The following is a 16,188-nucleotide window of genomic DNA, read 5'->3' as shown; positions in this document are numbered from 1 at the left end:
GCCCTCCTATCGCTCGATATCCCAGAACACCCAGGATTTGGGCTGAGGACTGGTGCCCGGCGCAGTCGGCTCGGAGACCTTCAACGGCGAGTCGGAAGAACCGCCGATGATGAAGTCCCTCAGGCTGCCGTCGTCGAGTTGCACGCGCCCCGCCACCGGCGACGGAGGCAGGCCGCCGCCGGAGATGACGCCGAAGCGCTGGTCACCGGTGCCTGCGGCGTTCAGGTAGCTGATGTTGTAGACGCGCGCGGTGCCCAGGCTGGAGCAGCTGGTGGGGCTGGCCACGGCAGGCTGGTGGGTGCTGAAGGTGATGTTGTTGTAAAGCAGCAGCGCCGAAGTCACTACCTGTTCGGTGGACTGCAGGCCCAGGTACCAGCCTTTGGGGTAGGCCGCGATCTGCGTATTGGTGGGCGTGGCCGTGGAGGTAATGGGCAGCAGCGAGTTGTTGCAGATCAGGTTGGCGGCGCAGGTGGCGTTCTCCAGGGTCAGCCAGTTGACGTCGCTGGGCTTGTCGCGCAGGACATAGAAGCGGTTCGCCACGCTGGCGGCGGAAGTGTAGGTGAGCAGCGGCTTCTCGCGGTCGCCGGAGCCCAGCAGGATCACGTACTCGCCGTTGACGGAGGCCACCTCCGGGCCGTAGAGGAACTTGCGGTTGGCCGTACAGGAGGTCGCCGTCGCGCACCCCAGGGAAGCGATCTTGGTCATGGTCCAGTTGGCCGGTGCGGTGCTGCCGATGGCACTGTAGGCATCGACGCCGGAGATCCGGTAGACGTTACCCCCCAGGTCGGAGGCATAGCCGTAGGCGATCAAGCCACTGCTGTTGGTGACCAGGGCGACGCTGCCGACGACTCCGCGATCAGTGTCGAAGGTCTTCAGCAAGGCGCCGGTGTCGGCATCCAGCAGATAGATGTGATTGCCCTTGGAGGACGTCGTGCAGGTATTGGGGTCGGCATCCTCGCAATTATCATAGCCACCGCCCATGGCCAGGATCGTCGACGCACCGCTGCCGTAGCCTTGCGCCAGGACAGGAACTGGGGTCGCCCAGGTCTGCCCCATGCCGCTGAGGCCAGTACCGCAGCCGGTGTCATTGGCCATGTTGGGACAACCGATCTTCCACTTCAGAGTCGGGCTGGCCGGGGTGGTTACGTCAAACGCGTAGATGGAGCGACCGCCACGGCGCATGGCGGAGTAGATCCAGGTGCTGGTGCCCTGCTGCACCACGGAAACCGAGCCGTCCATGCCGTAGTCCTTGGGCTGCGGCGTGGGCGTACCCGTGGTATGGCCGGGGAAGCTGATGGTGGTGGTGTTGTCGCGCAGGCGCTTGATCCGCGGGTAGAACTCCGGCGGCATGAACGACCAGATTTCACTGCCGGCCGAGACGCCTGCGACGGTTCCGCTGCGGTTGCCGTTGATGGCGTGCAGCAGTCCGTCGTTGGCGCCGTAGTAGACCACCACCAGCGGTGAAGACGTGGTGCCGTAGTTGACCGCTGCGGGGCGTGAATGCACGACGTCGCCGTGGACCGACGAGCGCATCTCGGTGACATTGGCGTTGAGGTTCTCATCCTGATTGTCGGCGCCGATGGCCCAGCCGATCAGGTTGGTCCGCTCGGTGGCGTCTGCCGCGCCCAGCAGGGCCTGGGTGACTGCGGTGTTGGCGGTGTTGAAGTTGGTGAGCGCCGTGCAGGTCGTGGGGTTGCAGGTCTTCATGGTCCGCGAACTGGCCTGGCGCAATACATAGGCCTGGGCGCCCTTCTCGACGATGTTGCCGTCGGGATAGTTGGATACGTCGGACCCGGTCACGGTCAGGCAGTTGCCCTGGGGCTTGAACGCCCAGTAGCTGTCCAGCGACGTCGGCGTCCAGAAGCTACGGGCGCATTCAGTGATGAAACCGGTACCGCTGTTGATTGCGCTGTCGCCGTTGGCGTCCACCGTGGTGAGCTGGCTGCTGACCACGCCCACCTTGTATTGCTTGAGGTTGCCGGGCCAGCGCGGGAAGGAGTCGGAATCCGGACGGAACATGCCGACGAACACCTGGTTCAGGTACGTGCTCTGCGAACTGACGCTGATCGGCAGGGTGACGGAGGCGAACACGCTGTTGGTCGCCTGGATCTCGGAGAAGATCGCATTCAGCGCATCGGAGATCTGCGTGCCACTGGCCGTCACGTCGAAATATTTGCCACTGCTGACGTTGGCCATGCTCTTCAACAGGGCGGTCCAACCCGGGCCCTGCCCGGTGGTTTCCTTGTTGATATCCACGGTGTAGGTGGTGATGGCCTGGGTGCTCTTCTTCATGAAGCGCGCCCATTCGTCGGCCATGTTGTCCTGCGAGCCGCTGGGGGAAATGGGGATCGCCGTGGTGTTGCCCCCGGCAGTAGTCAATGCGCTGGTAGCCTGCTTGATATCGTTGGTATTGTCCTGCGCCGCGCCGTTACTGATGTAGATGATGAAGTTTTTCGCGCAGCCAGCGACGATCGGATTGTTGTAGGTGGTGGCGTCCTTCGATGCCAGGGCGTTGCCACCCAGGGCATAGATGGCTTTGGACGCCGTGGTGCCGCTGGCATTGCCGGTGAAATCGGTCTTGACCTTCTGGTTGCCGGAGTTGGGCGTGCCCGCCGAGTAATACAGCCAGGCCTCCTCCATCGCCTTGCTGATCTTGCCGCCATTGGACTTGTCGCTCCCCACATCCAGGCTGCTGACCAGCGCCTGGTACTTGGGCTTGGTCGAACTGTCGAGCAGACGCATGGCGGCACGCACATAGGCGCCGTCGTCACCCTTGTTGCCGCTCCCGGTCTCGCTGAACAGCATCAGGCTGACGCGGAACTTGTTCACCTGCAGCCCGTTGACCACCGACGCCAGCGCAGTCATCTCGTTGCTGAACGGCGTGGTCCAGTTGGCGGTGTTGTCCAGGATGATCAGGACGTTCGGCGCATCCGTGGCGCCTGTGGGAGTGCCGACGAACAGGTCGATGTCCTCGGCGCGTACAGCCGACTGGGCGACGCACAGAAGGCAGAGGGCAACTATCCGCCGGAGCATTCCGGCCTGGCAGCTCTTGTTCATGTTCATGCTCCGCACGCGGCGATCTTCTGCGAATCGGTCAGGTGCACCCGCACCCCGGAACGCACTCTTACCGAGGTGCCGGTCACGGCATCGGTGACATTGGCGTTGAGCCCCCAGACGGTGTCCCACCCCGTGGAACACATGGCTGCCTGACCACCACCACAAGCCAGATTGGAGGGACTCGGCCTGGCGCTCATGCACACCGGCGACGCCATGGAAACCTGGTAGTCGGTGGTGCCGTCGTTATTGATGTCGACATTGAGCTGCTCGGCGGTCGGCGCCGCAGTGAAGGCCGAGCCGATGACCCGCTGGATACCCACATCAGCCGCAGCGATGGCCTCGTTTCGGAACTGCATGTTGCCCACTGCCTTCAGATTGGTGCCGCTGAGGGTGTAGGCGCTGCCGACCATCAGCATCAGCATCAGCAACATCACCAGGGCGACCACCAGGGTCGCGCCCCGCTGGGCTTTCGAATTGCGCTGCGTCGTCATGGCGTCTGCCTCCGCCGGGATATGTTCACCAGCGTGGCGCTGGAGGTGAACAGATGCCGTTTATAGCCATCGGTGAACGGGCCCAGGGTGGAGCCTCCCAGGGCATAGGTCTTGTCCGAGGTGTAGCCTGCCGTCCGGGTACGGGCGCGGGCCAGAACGTAGAGCCGGGCCTCCACCACGTTCGCCAGTTGGTCCAGCGTGCAGGAACTGGCCCCGCAATGGACAAAGCTGCCGTCGGGAGAACCATCGCCGCGGTTGGTCACAGTGACCCGGGTGTTGGGGTCATCCCAGTGCGGCGCCGCGAGGTAATCGGTCGGATCGTTCGACTTGCTGAGGCTGTCCAGGCCCAGCTCGACGCGGAAGGCCTCGACCCCCTCGATCAGCGGTACTGCTGCCTGCAGCGCGTTGGCCGGCGTGGCCCCACCGGAAAGATCGAAGGTGGAGCGCATCAGGGTCGGTATGCCATCGCCTGCGCTCACCGCGTAATCGCGCACGTAATACAGATCGATGACGAACTTGCGACGCTCGGCGATGGTCAGGCAATTGAGGCTCGTCAGGGTGAACCCGGTGGTGTCCAGCACAAAGGCCCCGAGGGTCTCGTTCTTGCAGAAGGACGACTGGAAATACACCTTGCCGGCTGCCAGTGCATCGCAATTGCCAACGCCCGGTGAGCAGGTATCGACATGCCGCACCACCAGCACATCGGAGTTGCTCGCCAGGTTGGTGACTATCGCCGAGCAACCGGGGGGCACCGCGGAGAAGGTCTGTGCCGCGATGCCGACGGAGTTGATCCTGTCCTGCTGCGTCCAGGTCGAGAAGGCCGAGCACACCGGCGGCAACGCCGTCGGGTAATCGGCCGGCGGATCGGTCGCGGTCAGGTCATCGAACTGCGGTACATAGCCATTCCAGAACCCGGCGTGGGCGAGGTCTTCCTGCAGCAGGCCCACGGCGAAGCGCCCATTCTCGATCAGCGAGTTGGTCTGGGCCATGTCGTCACTGGTCCGGCGCAGGTTCAGGTAGAGCGTCAGCACCGCGACCATGATCAGCAGGCTGATGGTCACTGCGATCATCATCTCTACCAGGGTGAAGCCCCTGTGGCGGGATGCGCCCCTCATAGCGAGGCCACCCGCACAACCGTGGTGACCACGCGCCGGCACAGGTCGCTGCTGCATCCGGAGCTGCCGTTGTAGCTGTTACTGCCACACGCCACGCTCGAAGGCGGCGCCGAGATCGGCGACATGCCCTGCCAGGCCACGGTGATCAGGTACTGATTGCTGCCCAGCGACTCGATGCAGCCTCGCCCGCCGAGCATGGCGCCGGCCTTCACGCTGCCGCCGCCCACTTCCGCCGCGCCCTGCAGGCTGTTGCACCAGTCAGCGAGGTCCGCCTGCTGACGGGTCCCGCTGCTGGTCGGACAGGACATGCCCGCTCCCACCGGCGAGCTGCTGCCGGTGACATAGCTGGAGGAGTTCTTCGCGTTGGCGTTCATCCGGCTGGACATGTCATTGAGCAGCAGCAGCGCCTGGGCGCGCTGGTAGGACTCCATGTCCGACAGCTGCATGCGCATCTGCAGCTTGGCCAGGCCGAGCAGGCCCAGCGAGATGATGAGGATGCTGACAAGCAGCTCGATCAGGGTGAAGCCGCGGTGCCGGGAGGTCATCATGTTGATCACCACTTCGCCGATGGCGTCCGAGTGCCGTCGCTGGCCAGGGTCAGGTTGCCGTCGCTGGCCTGCCCGCCGCTCGGGGTGAAGGTAATGGTGAAAGTCGGCGGTGTGCCGCTGCCCACGGTGATGTCGTAGCTGTAGTTGCCCGACACCTCACTGGGCAGCGCATAGCCACCGCTTTCCAGCGCCGACTTGCTGGCGTAGGCGCGGTTGGCCAGCAGGTACTGCTGCTGGCGGTTGGCGATATCCATCATCTGCGCCTGGGCCGCGGACCGCTTGCCCCGGATGACGTACTGCTGATAGCTGGGGTAAGCGATTGCAGCCAGGATCGCTACTATCGCCGCCACCACCATCAACTCGATCAGGGTAAAACCACGGGAACTAACAGGCATTATCGAGACTCTCTTTGCCGGGGCCTTTTTCAAAGACTCTATTAGTTAAATGGCGAATCGCCACCCCGCCGACACAGTAATTCAATACCAGTCGTCGCCGACGTATCGCCATATATAAAAATAGCTAACGAAAAGAGGGCCAATTCCGGAGCGCCAAAATACCAACACCCGCTGAATCCGGGGTATTAGAACGAAACATCGCCAGGGCCAAAATCCCTGAAAATCAGTCACTTACGCATCAAAATAAACACCCGGCAGCCAGCCAGAAAAGCTATATAAAGAACAACCGCACCATTCATGAAATACACATGAAGAAGTTGTGAAAAAAACGTAAAATCAAACTCTCAATAGTGCATTTCAAGTTAATAACATCAGCACTGATAACCTATTAAAAAGTAGCCATCTCGCAATAACGAACGAGAAACCATTACATCTTTAAAACTATGCTTATCCGACTATTCATCAGCTAACTATCGAGTCAATCAGCTCCCAGACAGGAACAGCCGGCTGTTCACATCCACTCCACAGGCTGGAAAACTTCCCAGCGCGCCGCCCCCTCACCGCAACAGGGACGGCAAGCCGGCATCAGCCCCCGAGTGACCGTCCCTGAAGTGCCTGGACAAATGCGGCCAGCGGCATGGGTCGATCGAAGAGGTACCCTTGCAGCACCTCCACACCGCGCAGGGCGAGGTAATCCTGCTGCTCCTCGGTTTCCACGCCCTCGGCAATGATCATCAGATCCAGCTTGCCGCACAGCTCGACGATGCTGTCCAGAACGTGCGAAGACAGGGCATCCACGCCAATCATCGCCACGAAACTCTTGTCGATCTTCAGCGCGTCCACCTTGAAGCGATGCAGGTAGGCGAGGCTGGAATTGCCGGTGCCGAAGTCATCGATGGCCAGCTTGACGCCCAGAGCATGCAGGTTGTCGAACAGTTCGTCGGTCACCTCGCTGGAAACAATCAGCTCGCGCTCGGTCAGCTCCAGGGTCAGCTCCGGCCGATGGGGCAGGAAGCGCGCCTGGAAATCGCGGCAATCACCGAACAACCCCGGCTCCGTGCAATGCCGGGCGCTGATGTTGAAGCTCAGATGGAAGCCCTCGCCCAGCAGGTGCCCGTGCGGTGCCAGCCCATCGGCGACCTGGTGGAACAGCTCGCGGGTCATCGCCACGATCAGCCCGGAGCGCTCGGCCATGGGGATGAACAGGTCCGGGCCGACCATGCCTTCGCGCGGATGGACCCAGCGCATCAGCACTTCCGCGCCGACCCAGCGGCCGTCCCGGGCATCGACCAGCGGCTGCAGGTACGGCACGAACTCCCCGGCGAGCAAGGCACGCTCAAGCTCCAGGCTTGGCGTCGCCGAACGCCCCCAGAGCCAGTAGCAGGCCACGCCCGATGCACCACCCAGCATCAGCATCAACGCCACCAGCGGCAACGCGTCTTCGTGGATGTGCCGCCATTGCGCCCCTTCGGGGAAGCCGCCGATAACCTTGTAGGGGAATCGCTCGGAGGTCAGCTCGACATGCCCCAGCGGCAGGCGGACAGGCTTGCCGTCGAACACCCTGCCCTCCTCATCCATCCACTGCCCGCCGACCTGCAATTGCAGGTCGCTGCGTTGATCGACCAGTTGCAGCGTGTTGCTCAGGTAACGTCCATCCACCGTCGCCAGCGCGGCGTGGCGTCCTTCGACACGCCGCAGGATCAACAGCGCGTAGTTCGGCGTGATCTCGTTACCGGCCATCATCCGCAGCCGGCCGGCGACATACAGGCTCGAATCCAGCGGCGCCTCGAAGTCGCCGAACAGCGAGGTGCAATAGATTTGGTCATCGCGAGTCAGATTGACCGACCGGACGAACGGCACCACCGCCACCTGTTCGCGCAGGACGAGTGTCGCCTCGTCGCAGCCCTCATCCACATGCAGCAGAGCCACCTGGGCGGCCCCAGCCGCATTGTTCAGCATCACGTCGAACAGCCGAACAGCCTCGTTCGAGGCAGTACGCGCCTCGACGCTCAGGGTGCGCAAGGCCTGCCAATAGATGATGGCGCTGCCCAGCAGCAACGGCAGCAGGGCCATGGAGAGGGAGAAGACCAGGCGAGGCAGCAGCCGGCGCCGGGTGTAGTTGCGAAGCGGCATCCTTGTTCCTTGCTTGACGGCGCCGCGACCTGCGACGCATTGCCACTCCCCCATGGGCAGCGACGTGGTTTGAGCTTAGAACAGCCACCGCCGCCGGGCGCCACGCGGCGGAATCCGTATAATCCCCGCCCCATCCATCCTGATCGCCACAGAAGACGCCCATGTCCAAGCCGCAGCAGCTCCAGCCCGCGGGTAACTTCCCGCCCGCCACGCTCCTCCGTCGCTTTGCCGCGATGTTCTATGACTTCTTGCTCTGCGTGGCCTTGCTGATGGTGGTGACGCTGGCCTATCAGCAGGGTTTCCTGCGCCTGATCTACGGCAGCGAGAAGCTCCGGATGCTGGCCGACCAGGGGGCTCTGACCGGCGACCCGCTGCTGTCCAGCCTGCTGTTCATCAGCGTGTTCGCCTTCTTCGCGAAGTTCTGGACCCACAGTGGCCAGACCCTGGGCATGCAGGTCTGGGGCGTTCGTGTGCAGAACGCCAACGGCACGCGCATCACCCTGATGCAGGCGCTGCTGCGCTTTGTGATCGCCATCGCCTCCTGGGGCTGCGCCGGCCTGGGCTTCCTCTGGATGCTCTGGGACAAGGACCAGCGCACCTGGCAGGACCGCTACTCGGAAAGCGTGGTGATCCAGATCCCCAAGGCGGTACGCAAGGCATCGCAGGGGCGGGGCTGAAACCCCGGGCAATAAAAAAGCCGGCGATTGCCGGCTTTTTTGCGGGCGCGGGTTCTACCCCGCGATGGGACTCAGCCTGCTCGTTTCAGCAACAGGGTGCCGAGGAAGGCGCAGATCGCCGCCGGCACCAGCACCGCCAGCAGCGGCGGGAAGTTGAACACCTGGCTGGACGGGCCAAGCAGGTCCTGGGCGATGCGGAAGGTGAAGCCCACCAGCACACCGGTGAACACGCGCTGGCCGAGGGTCACGCTGCGCAGCGGGCCGAAGATGAACGAGATCGCCATCAGCACCAGGGCAGCGGTCACCAGCGGCTGCAGGATCTTGGTCCAGAACGCCAGCCAGTAGCGGTTGGAGCTCAGGCCCTGGTCCTGCAGGTAATGGATGTAGTTCCACAGGCCGGTGATCGACAGCGCCTCCGGCTCCATCACCACGGTGTTGAGCAGTTGCGGGCTGAGCTGGATGTTCCAGGTCTCGCTGGGCTTGCTTACGACCTCGCTGCGCTTTTCAGCCGCGTGCAGCACCGAGGTGGTCACATCCTGCAACTGCCACTGGTCGTTCTCGAACACCGCCTGACGGGCGAAGCTCGCGCTCTGCAGGCGACGGTTGTCGTCGAAGTTGTAGCGGGTCACGCCCAGCAGCACGCCATCCGGGCGCACCACGTTGATATGGATGAATTCATGCCCCTGGCGGTGCCACAGGCCCGACTTCGAGCTTTGCGAACCATTGCCGCTCTGCGCCAGGGCGCGACCGCTCTGGGCAGCGGTTTCGGTGTAGGGAATCACGTACTCGCCCACCAGGATGCCGGCGAACATCAGCACCAGCATCGGTTTCATCACCGCCCAGACGATGCGCTGCAGCGACACGCCAGCGGCGCGCATGATGGTCAGCTCGCTGTTGCTGGCCAGGGTACCCAGGCCCACCAGGCAGCCAATCAGCGCGGCCATGGGGAGCATGTCGTAGCCACGGCTCGGCGCGGTCAGCAGGACAAACTTGAGCGCCTCGCCGAGGGTGTAGGTGTCGCTGATCTGCCCCAGCTGGTCGACGAAGGCGAACAGTTCGGCCAACCCGAGGATCACCCCGAGTACCGCGAGAATGGAAACGAAGACAGTGGTGCCGATGTAACGATCCAGCTTACGCATGCTTCAGCACTCCGCCCGACTTCGCTCGCTTGGCGGCCAGCTTCAGACGCAGCGGCTCCCAGTACAACAACAACAGGCCGATGGCCAGGAATATCCCGTGGATCCACCACAGGCCCAGGGCCATGGGAATCTTGCCCTTGTCGAGCATGCCGCGCCCGGCGATCAGCAGCGCCAGGTAGGCCATGTACAGCAGCACGGCCGGCAGCAGCTTGAGGAAGCGGCCCTGGCGCGGGTTGACGCGCGACAGCGGCACGGCCAGCACGGTCACCACGAAGACCAGCAGCGGGATGGACAGGCGCCACTGCAGCTCCGACTTCATGCGAGGATCGTCGCTGCCCAGCAGGTCGGAGGTGGGAATGGCGTCGCGGTCGTCGATCTCGCTGCTCACTTCCGGCTTGGGCAGCAGGGCGGCGTAGGTGTCGTACTTGATCTCGCGGTAATCGGCCTGTCCGGGCGTGCCGTCGTAGCGATAGCCGTCCTTGAGAATCAGGTAGCGGCTGCCGTCCGCATGGATTTCCTGCACGCCGGTGGTGCCGACCAGCACCGAAGTGCCGCCGTCCTTGCCATTGCGCGGGCGGTTCTTGTCCGAAATGAACACGCCGCCCAGCTCGGTGCGCTCGTTGGCCAGGGTCTCGGTATAGGTCACCCGCGTGCCATCGCGCATCGACTGGAAGCGCCCCGGCGCCAGGGTGTCGAACTCGGTCATCGCATCCTGCTTGTTCAGCAGCAACTGCATCTGGGTGATGCCCTGGGGCGCCAGCCACAGGCTCAGCCAGGCCACCAGCAGGGCGATGAACAGCGCCGGCGCCAGGGTAATGGCCAGCAGGCGCTGCTGGCTCATGCCGGTGGCGGTGAGCACGGTCATCTCGCTGTCCAGGTACAGGCGGCCATAGGCCAGCAGAATGCCGAGGAACAGGCCCAGCGGCAGGATCAGCTGCAGGAAGCCCGGCAGGCGCACGCCCATGATCATGAACAGCGAACCCGGATCGAGCAGGCCTTGGGCCGCCTGCGCCAGGTACTTGATGAAACGGCCGCTCATGATGATGACCAGCAGCACGGCGCTCACCGCGCTCATGGTGATCAGCACTTCACGGGACAGGTAACGGAAGACAATCAAACCGGACACTCCAGGGTTGTCACGCTCAGGCGGCTACGCTCAAACTAGCCGCCGTGAAGCATTGCCGGGTGCGCGCGGACGCGACCCAGCGCAAATAGCCGGCATTATCCTGCGATTCGCCAGGCCTGTCACTGCGCAGTCCACCTTCATTCGCAGACCCTTCTGCTCTTTGTCCCGGGGACACTCAGCCATGGAATTCCTTGTAAAAAGCGTACGTCCGGAAACTCTCAAGACCGCCACCCTGGTCATCGCCGTGGGCGAAGGCCGCAAGCTTGGCGCCACCGCCAAGGCCGTCGACGAAGCCACTGGCGGCGCCATCGCCAACCTGCTCAAGCGTGGCGATCTGGCAGGCAAGGTGGGCCAGACTCTACTGCTGCAAGATTTACCCAACATTAAGGCTGAGCGCGTCCTGCTGGTCGGCGCCGGCAAAGAGCGCGAACTCTCCGACCGCGCCTACCGCAAACTGGTTTCCGCCGTCCTGGGCAATCTGAAGAACCTGGGTGGCGCCGACGCCGTCCTGGCCCTGGGCGACCTGGCCGTCAAAGGCCGCAATGCCCATGGCAAGGCCCGCCTGCAGGTGGAAACCCTGGCCGACGGCACCTACGTCTTCGATCGCTTCAAGAGCCAGAAGGCCGAAGCGCCGAAGCTGAAGAAAATCACCCTGCTCGCCGACAAGGCAGACGCCACCGCTGTCGAACAAGGCGCCAAAGAAGCCCAGGCCATCGCCAACGGCATGGCCCTGACCCGTGACCTGGGCAACCTGCCGCCGAACCTCTGCCACCCGACCTTCCTCGGCGAACAGGCCAAGGCGCTGGGCAAGGAATACAAGGGCCTGAAGGTCGAGGTTCTCGACGAGAAGAAACTGCGCGAGCTGGGCATGGGCTCTTTCCTCGCCGTCGCCCAGGGCAGCGACCAGCCGCCGCGCCTGATCGTGCTGCAGTACAACGGCGCGAAGAAGAAGGACGAGGCCCCGCACGTACTGGTCGGCAAGGGCATCACCTTCGACACCGGTGGCATCAGCTTGAAGCCCGGCCTGGGCATGGACGAGATGAAGTTCGACATGTGCGGCGCTGCCTCCGTGTTCGGCACCTTCCGCGCCGTGCTGGAGCTGCAGCTGCCGATCAACCTGGTGGGCGTGATGGCCTGCGCCGAGAACATGCCCAGCGGCGGCGCCACCCGTCCGGGCGACATCGTCACCACCATGAGCGGCCAGACCGTCGAAATCCTCAACACCGACGCCGAAGGCCGCCTGGTGCTGTGCGACGCACTGACCTACGTCGAGCGCTTCAAACCGCAGTCGGTGGTGGACATCGCCACCCTGACCGGCGCCTGCATCGTCGCCCTGGGCTCCAACACCTCGGGCCTGATGGGCAACAACGACGCACTGGTCAAGCAACTGCTCAAGGCCGGTGAAGTCGCCGATGACCGCGCCTGGCAGCTGCCGCTGTTCGACGAGTACCAGGAACAGCTGGACAGCCCGTTCGCCGACATCGCCAACATCGGCGGGCCGAAGGCCGGCACCATTACCGCCGGCTGCTTCCTGTCGCGCTTTGCGAAGAAGTTCCACTGGGCGCACCTGGACATCGCCGGCACCGCCTGGATCAGCGGGGGCAAGGACAAGGGCGCCACGGGCCGCCCGGTTCCGCTGCTGACCCAGTACCTGCTGGACCGCGCCAAGTAATGGCACAGTGCAACCTGCCGATGGGATCGAACGCATGACGCGTGTGGATTTCTACGTCATTCCCAGCGCCGATCCCGACGCACGCCTGACCATCGCCTGCCGCCTGGCTGAAAAAGCCTGGCGGCAAGGCATGCGTATCTTCGTGCTGTGCAGCGACGAAGCCCAGCGCGATGCGCTGGATGCCCGGCTGTGGAACTTCCGGGGCGAAACCTTCATCCCACACAACGCGGTGGAAGAAGATGCCGACTCGCCGATCGTTCTCGCCCTCGGCGAGCCGCCGGAAAGCCACCGGGACCTGCTGATCAACCTGACCCTGGCCATTCCCGACTTCGTCGACCGCTTCAACCGGGTCGCCGAGCTGGTGATCGAGGAACCGGCGATTCGTCAGGCCGCTCGGGAGAATTTCCGTCGCTACCGCGAGCAGGGCTATCCTTTGCAGGATCACCGCCTGCCGCGCCCTTGAGAGCGTCTCAGCCAAGACACCATGGACAACCACAAGCCCCCGCACGACCCCGACCACCTGCTGGAAGACCTGAAGAAGATCCAGGACCTGCTGGACGAGTCGGGCGCCGAGCCGCCCCTCCTCACTGAATCCTTCGAGCCGGACAACATTCCCCTGCTCTCCGACGTTGTCACGCCGGCGCCCCAGGCGCCGGAGCCTGCCGCCGCGCCGCCGGCCACTCCCGCCGCCAGCGAGCTGAACCGCCTGGACCTCGAACTGCGCGCCGCGGCCCAGCTGATCCTGCAGGACGTCCTCGACGACTTCGCCCCGCAGATCGAAGCCGAACTGCAACGCCGGCTCGAAGCGCGCATGCAGCGCCTGCTGGCCCAGCGCAAGACCTGACGCCCCAAACCATTCCGCTTTTTTGTAGCCGCCCAGTGGCCACACGGAAAACCGCCCCGGTGGCCTGAACTGCCCGCCTCCCGTTATACTCAGCGGTTTTCCGTCTAGCCTTATCAGGGTCCCGCCGCGCTCATGGACAAGACCTACCAGCCCCACGCCATCGAATCCCACTGGTACCCCCTCTGGGAGAGAGAGAACTACTTCGCCCCGCAAGGTTCCGGCGAGCCGTACACCATCATGATCCCGCCGCCGAACGTCACCGGCAGCCTGCACATGGGCCACGGCTTCAACAACGCCATCATGGACGCGCTGATCCGCTACCGCCGCATGCAGGGCCGCAACACCCTGTGGCAGCCGGGCACCGACCACGCCGGCATCGCCACCCAGATGGTGGTGGAGCGCCAGCTGGCCGCCCAGGGCATCGCCCGCCATGATCTGGGCCGCGAGAAGTTCCTGGAGAAGGTCTGGGAGTGGAAGGATCAGTCCGGCGGCACCATCACCCGCCAGATTCGCCGCCTGGGCTCCTCCGTGGACTGGTCGCGCGAGCGCTTCACCATGGACGAAGGCCTGTCCAACGCCGTGAAGGAAGCCTTCGTGCGCCTGCACGAGGACGGCCTGATCTACCGCGGCAAGCGCCTGGTCAACTGGGATACCAAGTTCCACACCGCCATCTCCGACCTCGAAGTGGAGAACCACGACGAGAAGGGCCACCTCTGGCACCTGCGCTACCCGCTGGCCGACGGCAACAAGACCGCCGACGGCAAGGACTACCTGGTCGTCGCCACCACCCGCCCGGAAACCGTGCTGGGTGACAGCGCCGTCGCCGTTCACCCGGAAGACGAGCGCTACGCCGCGCTGATCGGTACCTTCATCGACCTGCCGCTGGTGGGCCGGCGCATCCCGATCATCGCCGACGACTACGTCGACCGCGAATTCGGCACCGGCTGCGTGAAGATCACCCCGGCCCACGACTTCAACGACTACGAAGTCGGCAAGCGCCACGACCTGCCGCTGATCAACATCTTCGACAAGGACGCCGCCGTCCTCGCCGTCGCCCAGGTGTTCAAGCTCGACGGCAGCGTCAACGCGGAGCTGGACGCCAGCCTGCCGGCCGCCTACGCCGGTCTCGACCGCTTCGTCGCGCGCAAGCAGATCGTTGCCGACTTCGAAGCCGCCGGCCTGCTCGAGAAGATCGACGACCACGCGCTGAAAGTGCCCAAGGGCGACCGCTCCGGCACCGTCATCGAGCCGTGGCTGACCGACCAGTGGTACGTCTCCACCAAGCCGCTGGCCGAACCCGCCATCGCCGCCGTGGAAGACGGCAGCATCCAGTTCGTGCCCAAGCAGTACGAGAACATGTACTTCAGCTGGATGCGCGACATCCAGGACTGGTGCATCAGCCGTCAGCTGTGGTGGGGCCACCGCATCCCGGCCTGGTACGACGATGCCGGCAACGTCTACGTCGGCCGCAACGAAGCCGAAGTGCGCGCCAAGCACAACCTGGGCGACGCCAACCTGCGCCAGGACGAAGACGTCCTCGACACCTGGTTCAGCTCGGGCCTGTGGACCTTCTCCACCCTCGGCTGGCCGGAGCAGACCGACTACCTGAAGACCTTCCACCCCACCGACGTGCTGGTGACCGGCTTCGACATCATCTTCTTCTGGGTTGCGCGCATGATCATGCTGACCATGCACCTGATCAAGAATGGCGATGGCACCGCGCAGATCCCGTTCAAGACCGTCTACGTCCACGGTCTGGTGCGCGACGGCCAGGGCCAGAAGATGTCCAAGTCCAAGGGCAACGTGCTCGACCCGCTGGACATCGTCGATGGCATTACCTTGGACGAGCTGCTGGAGAAACGCACCAGCGGCATGATGCAGCCCAAGCTCGCCGAGAAGATCGCCAAGCAGACGAAAGCCGAGTTCCCCGAAGGCATCGCCAGCTACGGCACCGACGCCCTGCGCTTCACTTTCTGCTCGCTGGCTTCCACCGGTCGCGACATCAAGTTCGACATGGGCCGCGTCGAGGGCTACCGCAACTTCTGCAACAAGCTGTGGAACGCCGCCAACTTCGTCATCGAGAACACCGATGGCAAGGACACCGGCGTGAATGGCGAGCCGGTCGAGCTGTCCTCGGTGGACCGCTGGATCATCTCCGCCCTGCAGCGCACCGAGATCGAAGTCGCGCGCCAGCTCGACGCCTTCCGCTTCGACCTCGCCACCCAGGCCCTCTACGAGTTCATCTGGGACGAGTACTGCGCCTGGTACCTGGAACTGGTCAAGCCGGTACTGTGGGACGAGAACGCGCCGATCGAGCGTCAGCGCGGCACCCGCCGCACCCTGGCGCGCGTGCTGGAAACCGCACTGCGCCTGGCGCACCCGTTCATGCCATTCATCACCGAGGAAATCTGGCAGCGCATCAAGACCGCCGCTGGCAAGTCCGGTGACACCCTGATGCTGCAACCCTGGCCGATCGCCGACGAGGCGAAGATCGACGCCGCCGCCGAAGGCGACATCGAGTGGGTCAAGGCCCTGATGCTGGGCATCCGCCAGATCCGCGGCGAGATGAACATTTCCATGGCCAAGCGCATCGACCTGGTGCTGAACAACGCTTCCCCCGAAGACCACCGTCGCCTGGCCGACAACGAGCCGCTGCTGATGAAGCTGGCCAAGCTCGAGACCATCCGCGTGCTGGACGAAGGCGAAGAGCCGCCAATGTCCGCCACCGCACTGGTCGGCGACCTGCAGGTGCTGGTGCCGATGGCCGGCCTGATCGACAAGGCCGCCGAGATGGCGCGCCTGGACAAGGAAATCCAGCGTCTGGAAGGTGAAGTCAAACGCGTGGGCGGCAAGCTGTCCAATGAAGGCTTCGTCGCCAAGGCCCCGCCGGAAGTGATCGAGAAGGAGCGCGCCAAGCTGGCTGAAGCCGAGCAGGCCGTGACCAACCTGATCCAGCAGCGCGAGAAGATCGCCAGCCTGTAAGGCCTGGAA

General features: G+C 64.0%; 13 protein-coding genes. 5 read left to right on the top strand and 8 right to left on the bottom strand.

Annotation, left to right across the window (positions count from 1 at the left end; all coding sequences use genetic code 11):
- Positions 1-6: 6 nt before the first annotated feature.
- The 6 genes from IB256_RS01710 to IB256_RS01685 all read right to left on the bottom strand — a co-directional run bounded on the left by IB256_RS01710 (position 7) and on the right by IB256_RS01685 (position 7,739).
- Positions 7-3,057, bottom strand: coding sequence for a pilus assembly protein (locus IB256_RS01710; protein ID WP_225601576.1), 3,051 nt, complete (start codon positions 3,055-3,057; stop codon positions 7-9).
- Positions 3,058-3,059: 2 nt separating this feature from the next.
- Positions 3,060-3,548 carry a PilX N-terminal domain-containing pilus assembly protein gene (locus IB256_RS01705; RefSeq protein WP_192291669.1) on the bottom strand — a complete coding sequence of 163 codons (489 nt, stop codon included), beginning with the start codon at positions 3,546-3,548 and terminating at the stop codon, positions 3,060-3,062.
- Complete coding sequence (locus IB256_RS01700; protein ID WP_192401083.1) at positions 3,545-4,663, bottom strand: PilW family protein; 1,119 nt, start codon at positions 4,661-4,663, stop codon at positions 3,545-3,547. The genes IB256_RS01705 and IB256_RS01700 overlap by 4 nt, the downstream gene beginning before the upstream one ends.
- The gene (gene pilV / locus IB256_RS01695) at positions 4,660-5,211 is read right to left on the bottom strand and encodes a type IV pilus modification protein PilV (RefSeq protein WP_081516432.1); all 552 of its coding nucleotides are present in this window, start codon (positions 5,209-5,211) and stop codon (positions 4,660-4,662) included. Before pilV ends, IB256_RS01700 begins: the two co-directional genes overlap by 4 nt.
- Positions 5,212-5,216: 5 nt before the next feature.
- A complete protein-coding gene (locus IB256_RS01690) occupies positions 5,217-5,606 on the bottom strand; it encodes a type IV pilin protein (RefSeq protein ID WP_192223995.1) in 390 nt (129 codons plus the stop codon).
- A gap of 585 nt (positions 5,607-6,191) precedes the next feature.
- The gene (locus IB256_RS01685; RefSeq protein WP_192401082.1) at positions 6,192-7,739 is read right to left on the bottom strand and encodes a cyclic diguanylate phosphodiesterase; all 1,548 of its coding nucleotides are present in this window, start codon (positions 7,737-7,739) and stop codon (positions 6,192-6,194) included.
- 161 nt (positions 7,740-7,900) lie between these two features.
- Between IB256_RS01685 and IB256_RS01680 the strand changes: the two genes are divergently transcribed.
- Positions 7,901-8,416, top strand: a complete 516-nt coding sequence (locus IB256_RS01680) for an RDD family protein (RefSeq protein WP_081516039.1) — start codon at positions 7,901-7,903, stop codon at positions 8,414-8,416.
- Between the two features lie 71 nt (positions 8,417-8,487).
- On the opposite strand, the gene lptG is transcribed toward IB256_RS01680, so the two are convergent.
- A complete protein-coding gene (gene lptG, locus IB256_RS01675; protein ID WP_081516041.1) occupies positions 8,488-9,555 on the bottom strand; it encodes an LPS export ABC transporter permease LptG in 1,068 nt (355 codons plus the stop codon).
- Complete coding sequence (lptF, locus tag IB256_RS01670) at positions 9,548-10,672, bottom strand: LPS export ABC transporter permease LptF (RefSeq protein ID WP_151188145.1); 1,125 nt, start codon at positions 10,670-10,672, stop codon at positions 9,548-9,550. Before lptF ends, lptG begins: the two co-directional genes overlap by 8 nt.
- A 190-nt stretch (positions 10,673-10,862) precedes the next feature.
- Between lptF and IB256_RS01665 the strand changes: the two genes are divergently transcribed.
- The 4 genes from IB256_RS01665 to IB256_RS01650 all read left to right on the top strand — a co-directional run bounded on the left by IB256_RS01665 (position 10,863) and on the right by IB256_RS01650 (position 16,179).
- Complete coding sequence (locus IB256_RS01665) at positions 10,863-12,353, top strand: leucyl aminopeptidase (RefSeq protein ID WP_192291675.1); 1,491 nt, start codon at positions 10,863-10,865, stop codon at positions 12,351-12,353.
- 34 nt (positions 12,354-12,387) lie between these two features.
- Positions 12,388-12,816 (top strand): DNA polymerase III subunit chi, encoded by a 429-nt coding sequence (locus tag IB256_RS01660; protein ID WP_192291677.1) that lies wholly within the window; start codon positions 12,388-12,390, stop codon positions 12,814-12,816.
- Between the two features lie 21 nt (positions 12,817-12,837).
- Positions 12,838-13,197 (top strand): DNA polymerase III subunit chi, encoded by a 360-nt coding sequence (locus IB256_RS01655; protein ID WP_192291680.1) that lies wholly within the window; start codon positions 12,838-12,840, stop codon positions 13,195-13,197.
- 132 nt (positions 13,198-13,329) lie between these two features.
- Entirely contained in the window at positions 13,330-16,179 is a 2,850-nt protein-coding gene (locus IB256_RS01650) for a valine--tRNA ligase (protein WP_192401080.1), read from the top strand.
- Positions 16,180-16,188 lie beyond the last annotated feature (9 nt).

Origin of the sequence: Pseudomonas sp. PDM17, from assembly GCF_014851985.1 — a bacterium.
Lineage (GTDB): Bacteria > Pseudomonadota > Gammaproteobacteria > Pseudomonadales > Pseudomonadaceae > Pseudomonas.
The sequence above is the reverse complement of the archived record's forward strand: the minus strand, read 5'-3'. Positions and strand labels throughout refer to the sequence as shown.

What these genes read in the sequence shown, in the direction of transcription:
- IB256_RS01710 (WP_225601576.1), bottom strand. Translation starts at nt 3,057, where the DNA reads ATGAACAAGAGCTGCCAGGCCGGAATGCTCCGGCGGATAGTTGCCCTC.
- IB256_RS01705 (WP_192291669.1), bottom strand. Translation starts at nt 3,548, where the DNA reads ATGACGACGCAGCGCAATTCGAAAGCCCAGCGGGGCGCGACCCTGGTG.
- IB256_RS01700 (WP_192401083.1), bottom strand. Translation starts at nt 4,663, where the DNA reads ATGAGGGGCGCATCCCGCCACAGGGGCTTCACCCTGGTAGAGATGATG.
- pilV (WP_081516432.1), bottom strand. Translation starts at nt 5,211, where the DNA reads ATGATGACCTCCCGGCACCGCGGCTTCACCCTGATCGAGCTGCTTGTC.
- IB256_RS01690 (WP_192223995.1), bottom strand. Translation starts at nt 5,606, where the DNA reads ATGCCTGTTAGTTCCCGTGGTTTTACCCTGATCGAGTTGATGGTGGTG.
- IB256_RS01685 (WP_192401082.1), bottom strand. Translation starts at nt 7,739, where the DNA reads ATGCCGCTTCGCAACTACACCCGGCGCCGGCTGCTGCCTCGCCTGGTC.
- IB256_RS01680 (WP_081516039.1), top strand. Translation starts at nt 7,901, where the DNA reads ATGTCCAAGCCGCAGCAGCTCCAGCCCGCGGGTAACTTCCCGCCCGCC.
- lptG (WP_081516041.1), bottom strand. Translation starts at nt 9,555, where the DNA reads ATGCGTAAGCTGGATCGTTACATCGGCACCACTGTCTTCGTTTCCATT.
- IB256_RS01665 (WP_192291675.1), top strand. Translation starts at nt 10,863, where the DNA reads ATGGAATTCCTTGTAAAAAGCGTACGTCCGGAAACTCTCAAGACCGCC.
- IB256_RS01660 (WP_192291677.1), top strand. Translation starts at nt 12,388, where the DNA reads ATGACGCGTGTGGATTTCTACGTCATTCCCAGCGCCGATCCCGACGCA.
- IB256_RS01655 (WP_192291680.1), top strand. Translation starts at nt 12,838, where the DNA reads ATGGACAACCACAAGCCCCCGCACGACCCCGACCACCTGCTGGAAGAC.
- IB256_RS01650 (WP_192401080.1), top strand. Translation starts at nt 13,330, where the DNA reads ATGGACAAGACCTACCAGCCCCACGCCATCGAATCCCACTGGTACCCC.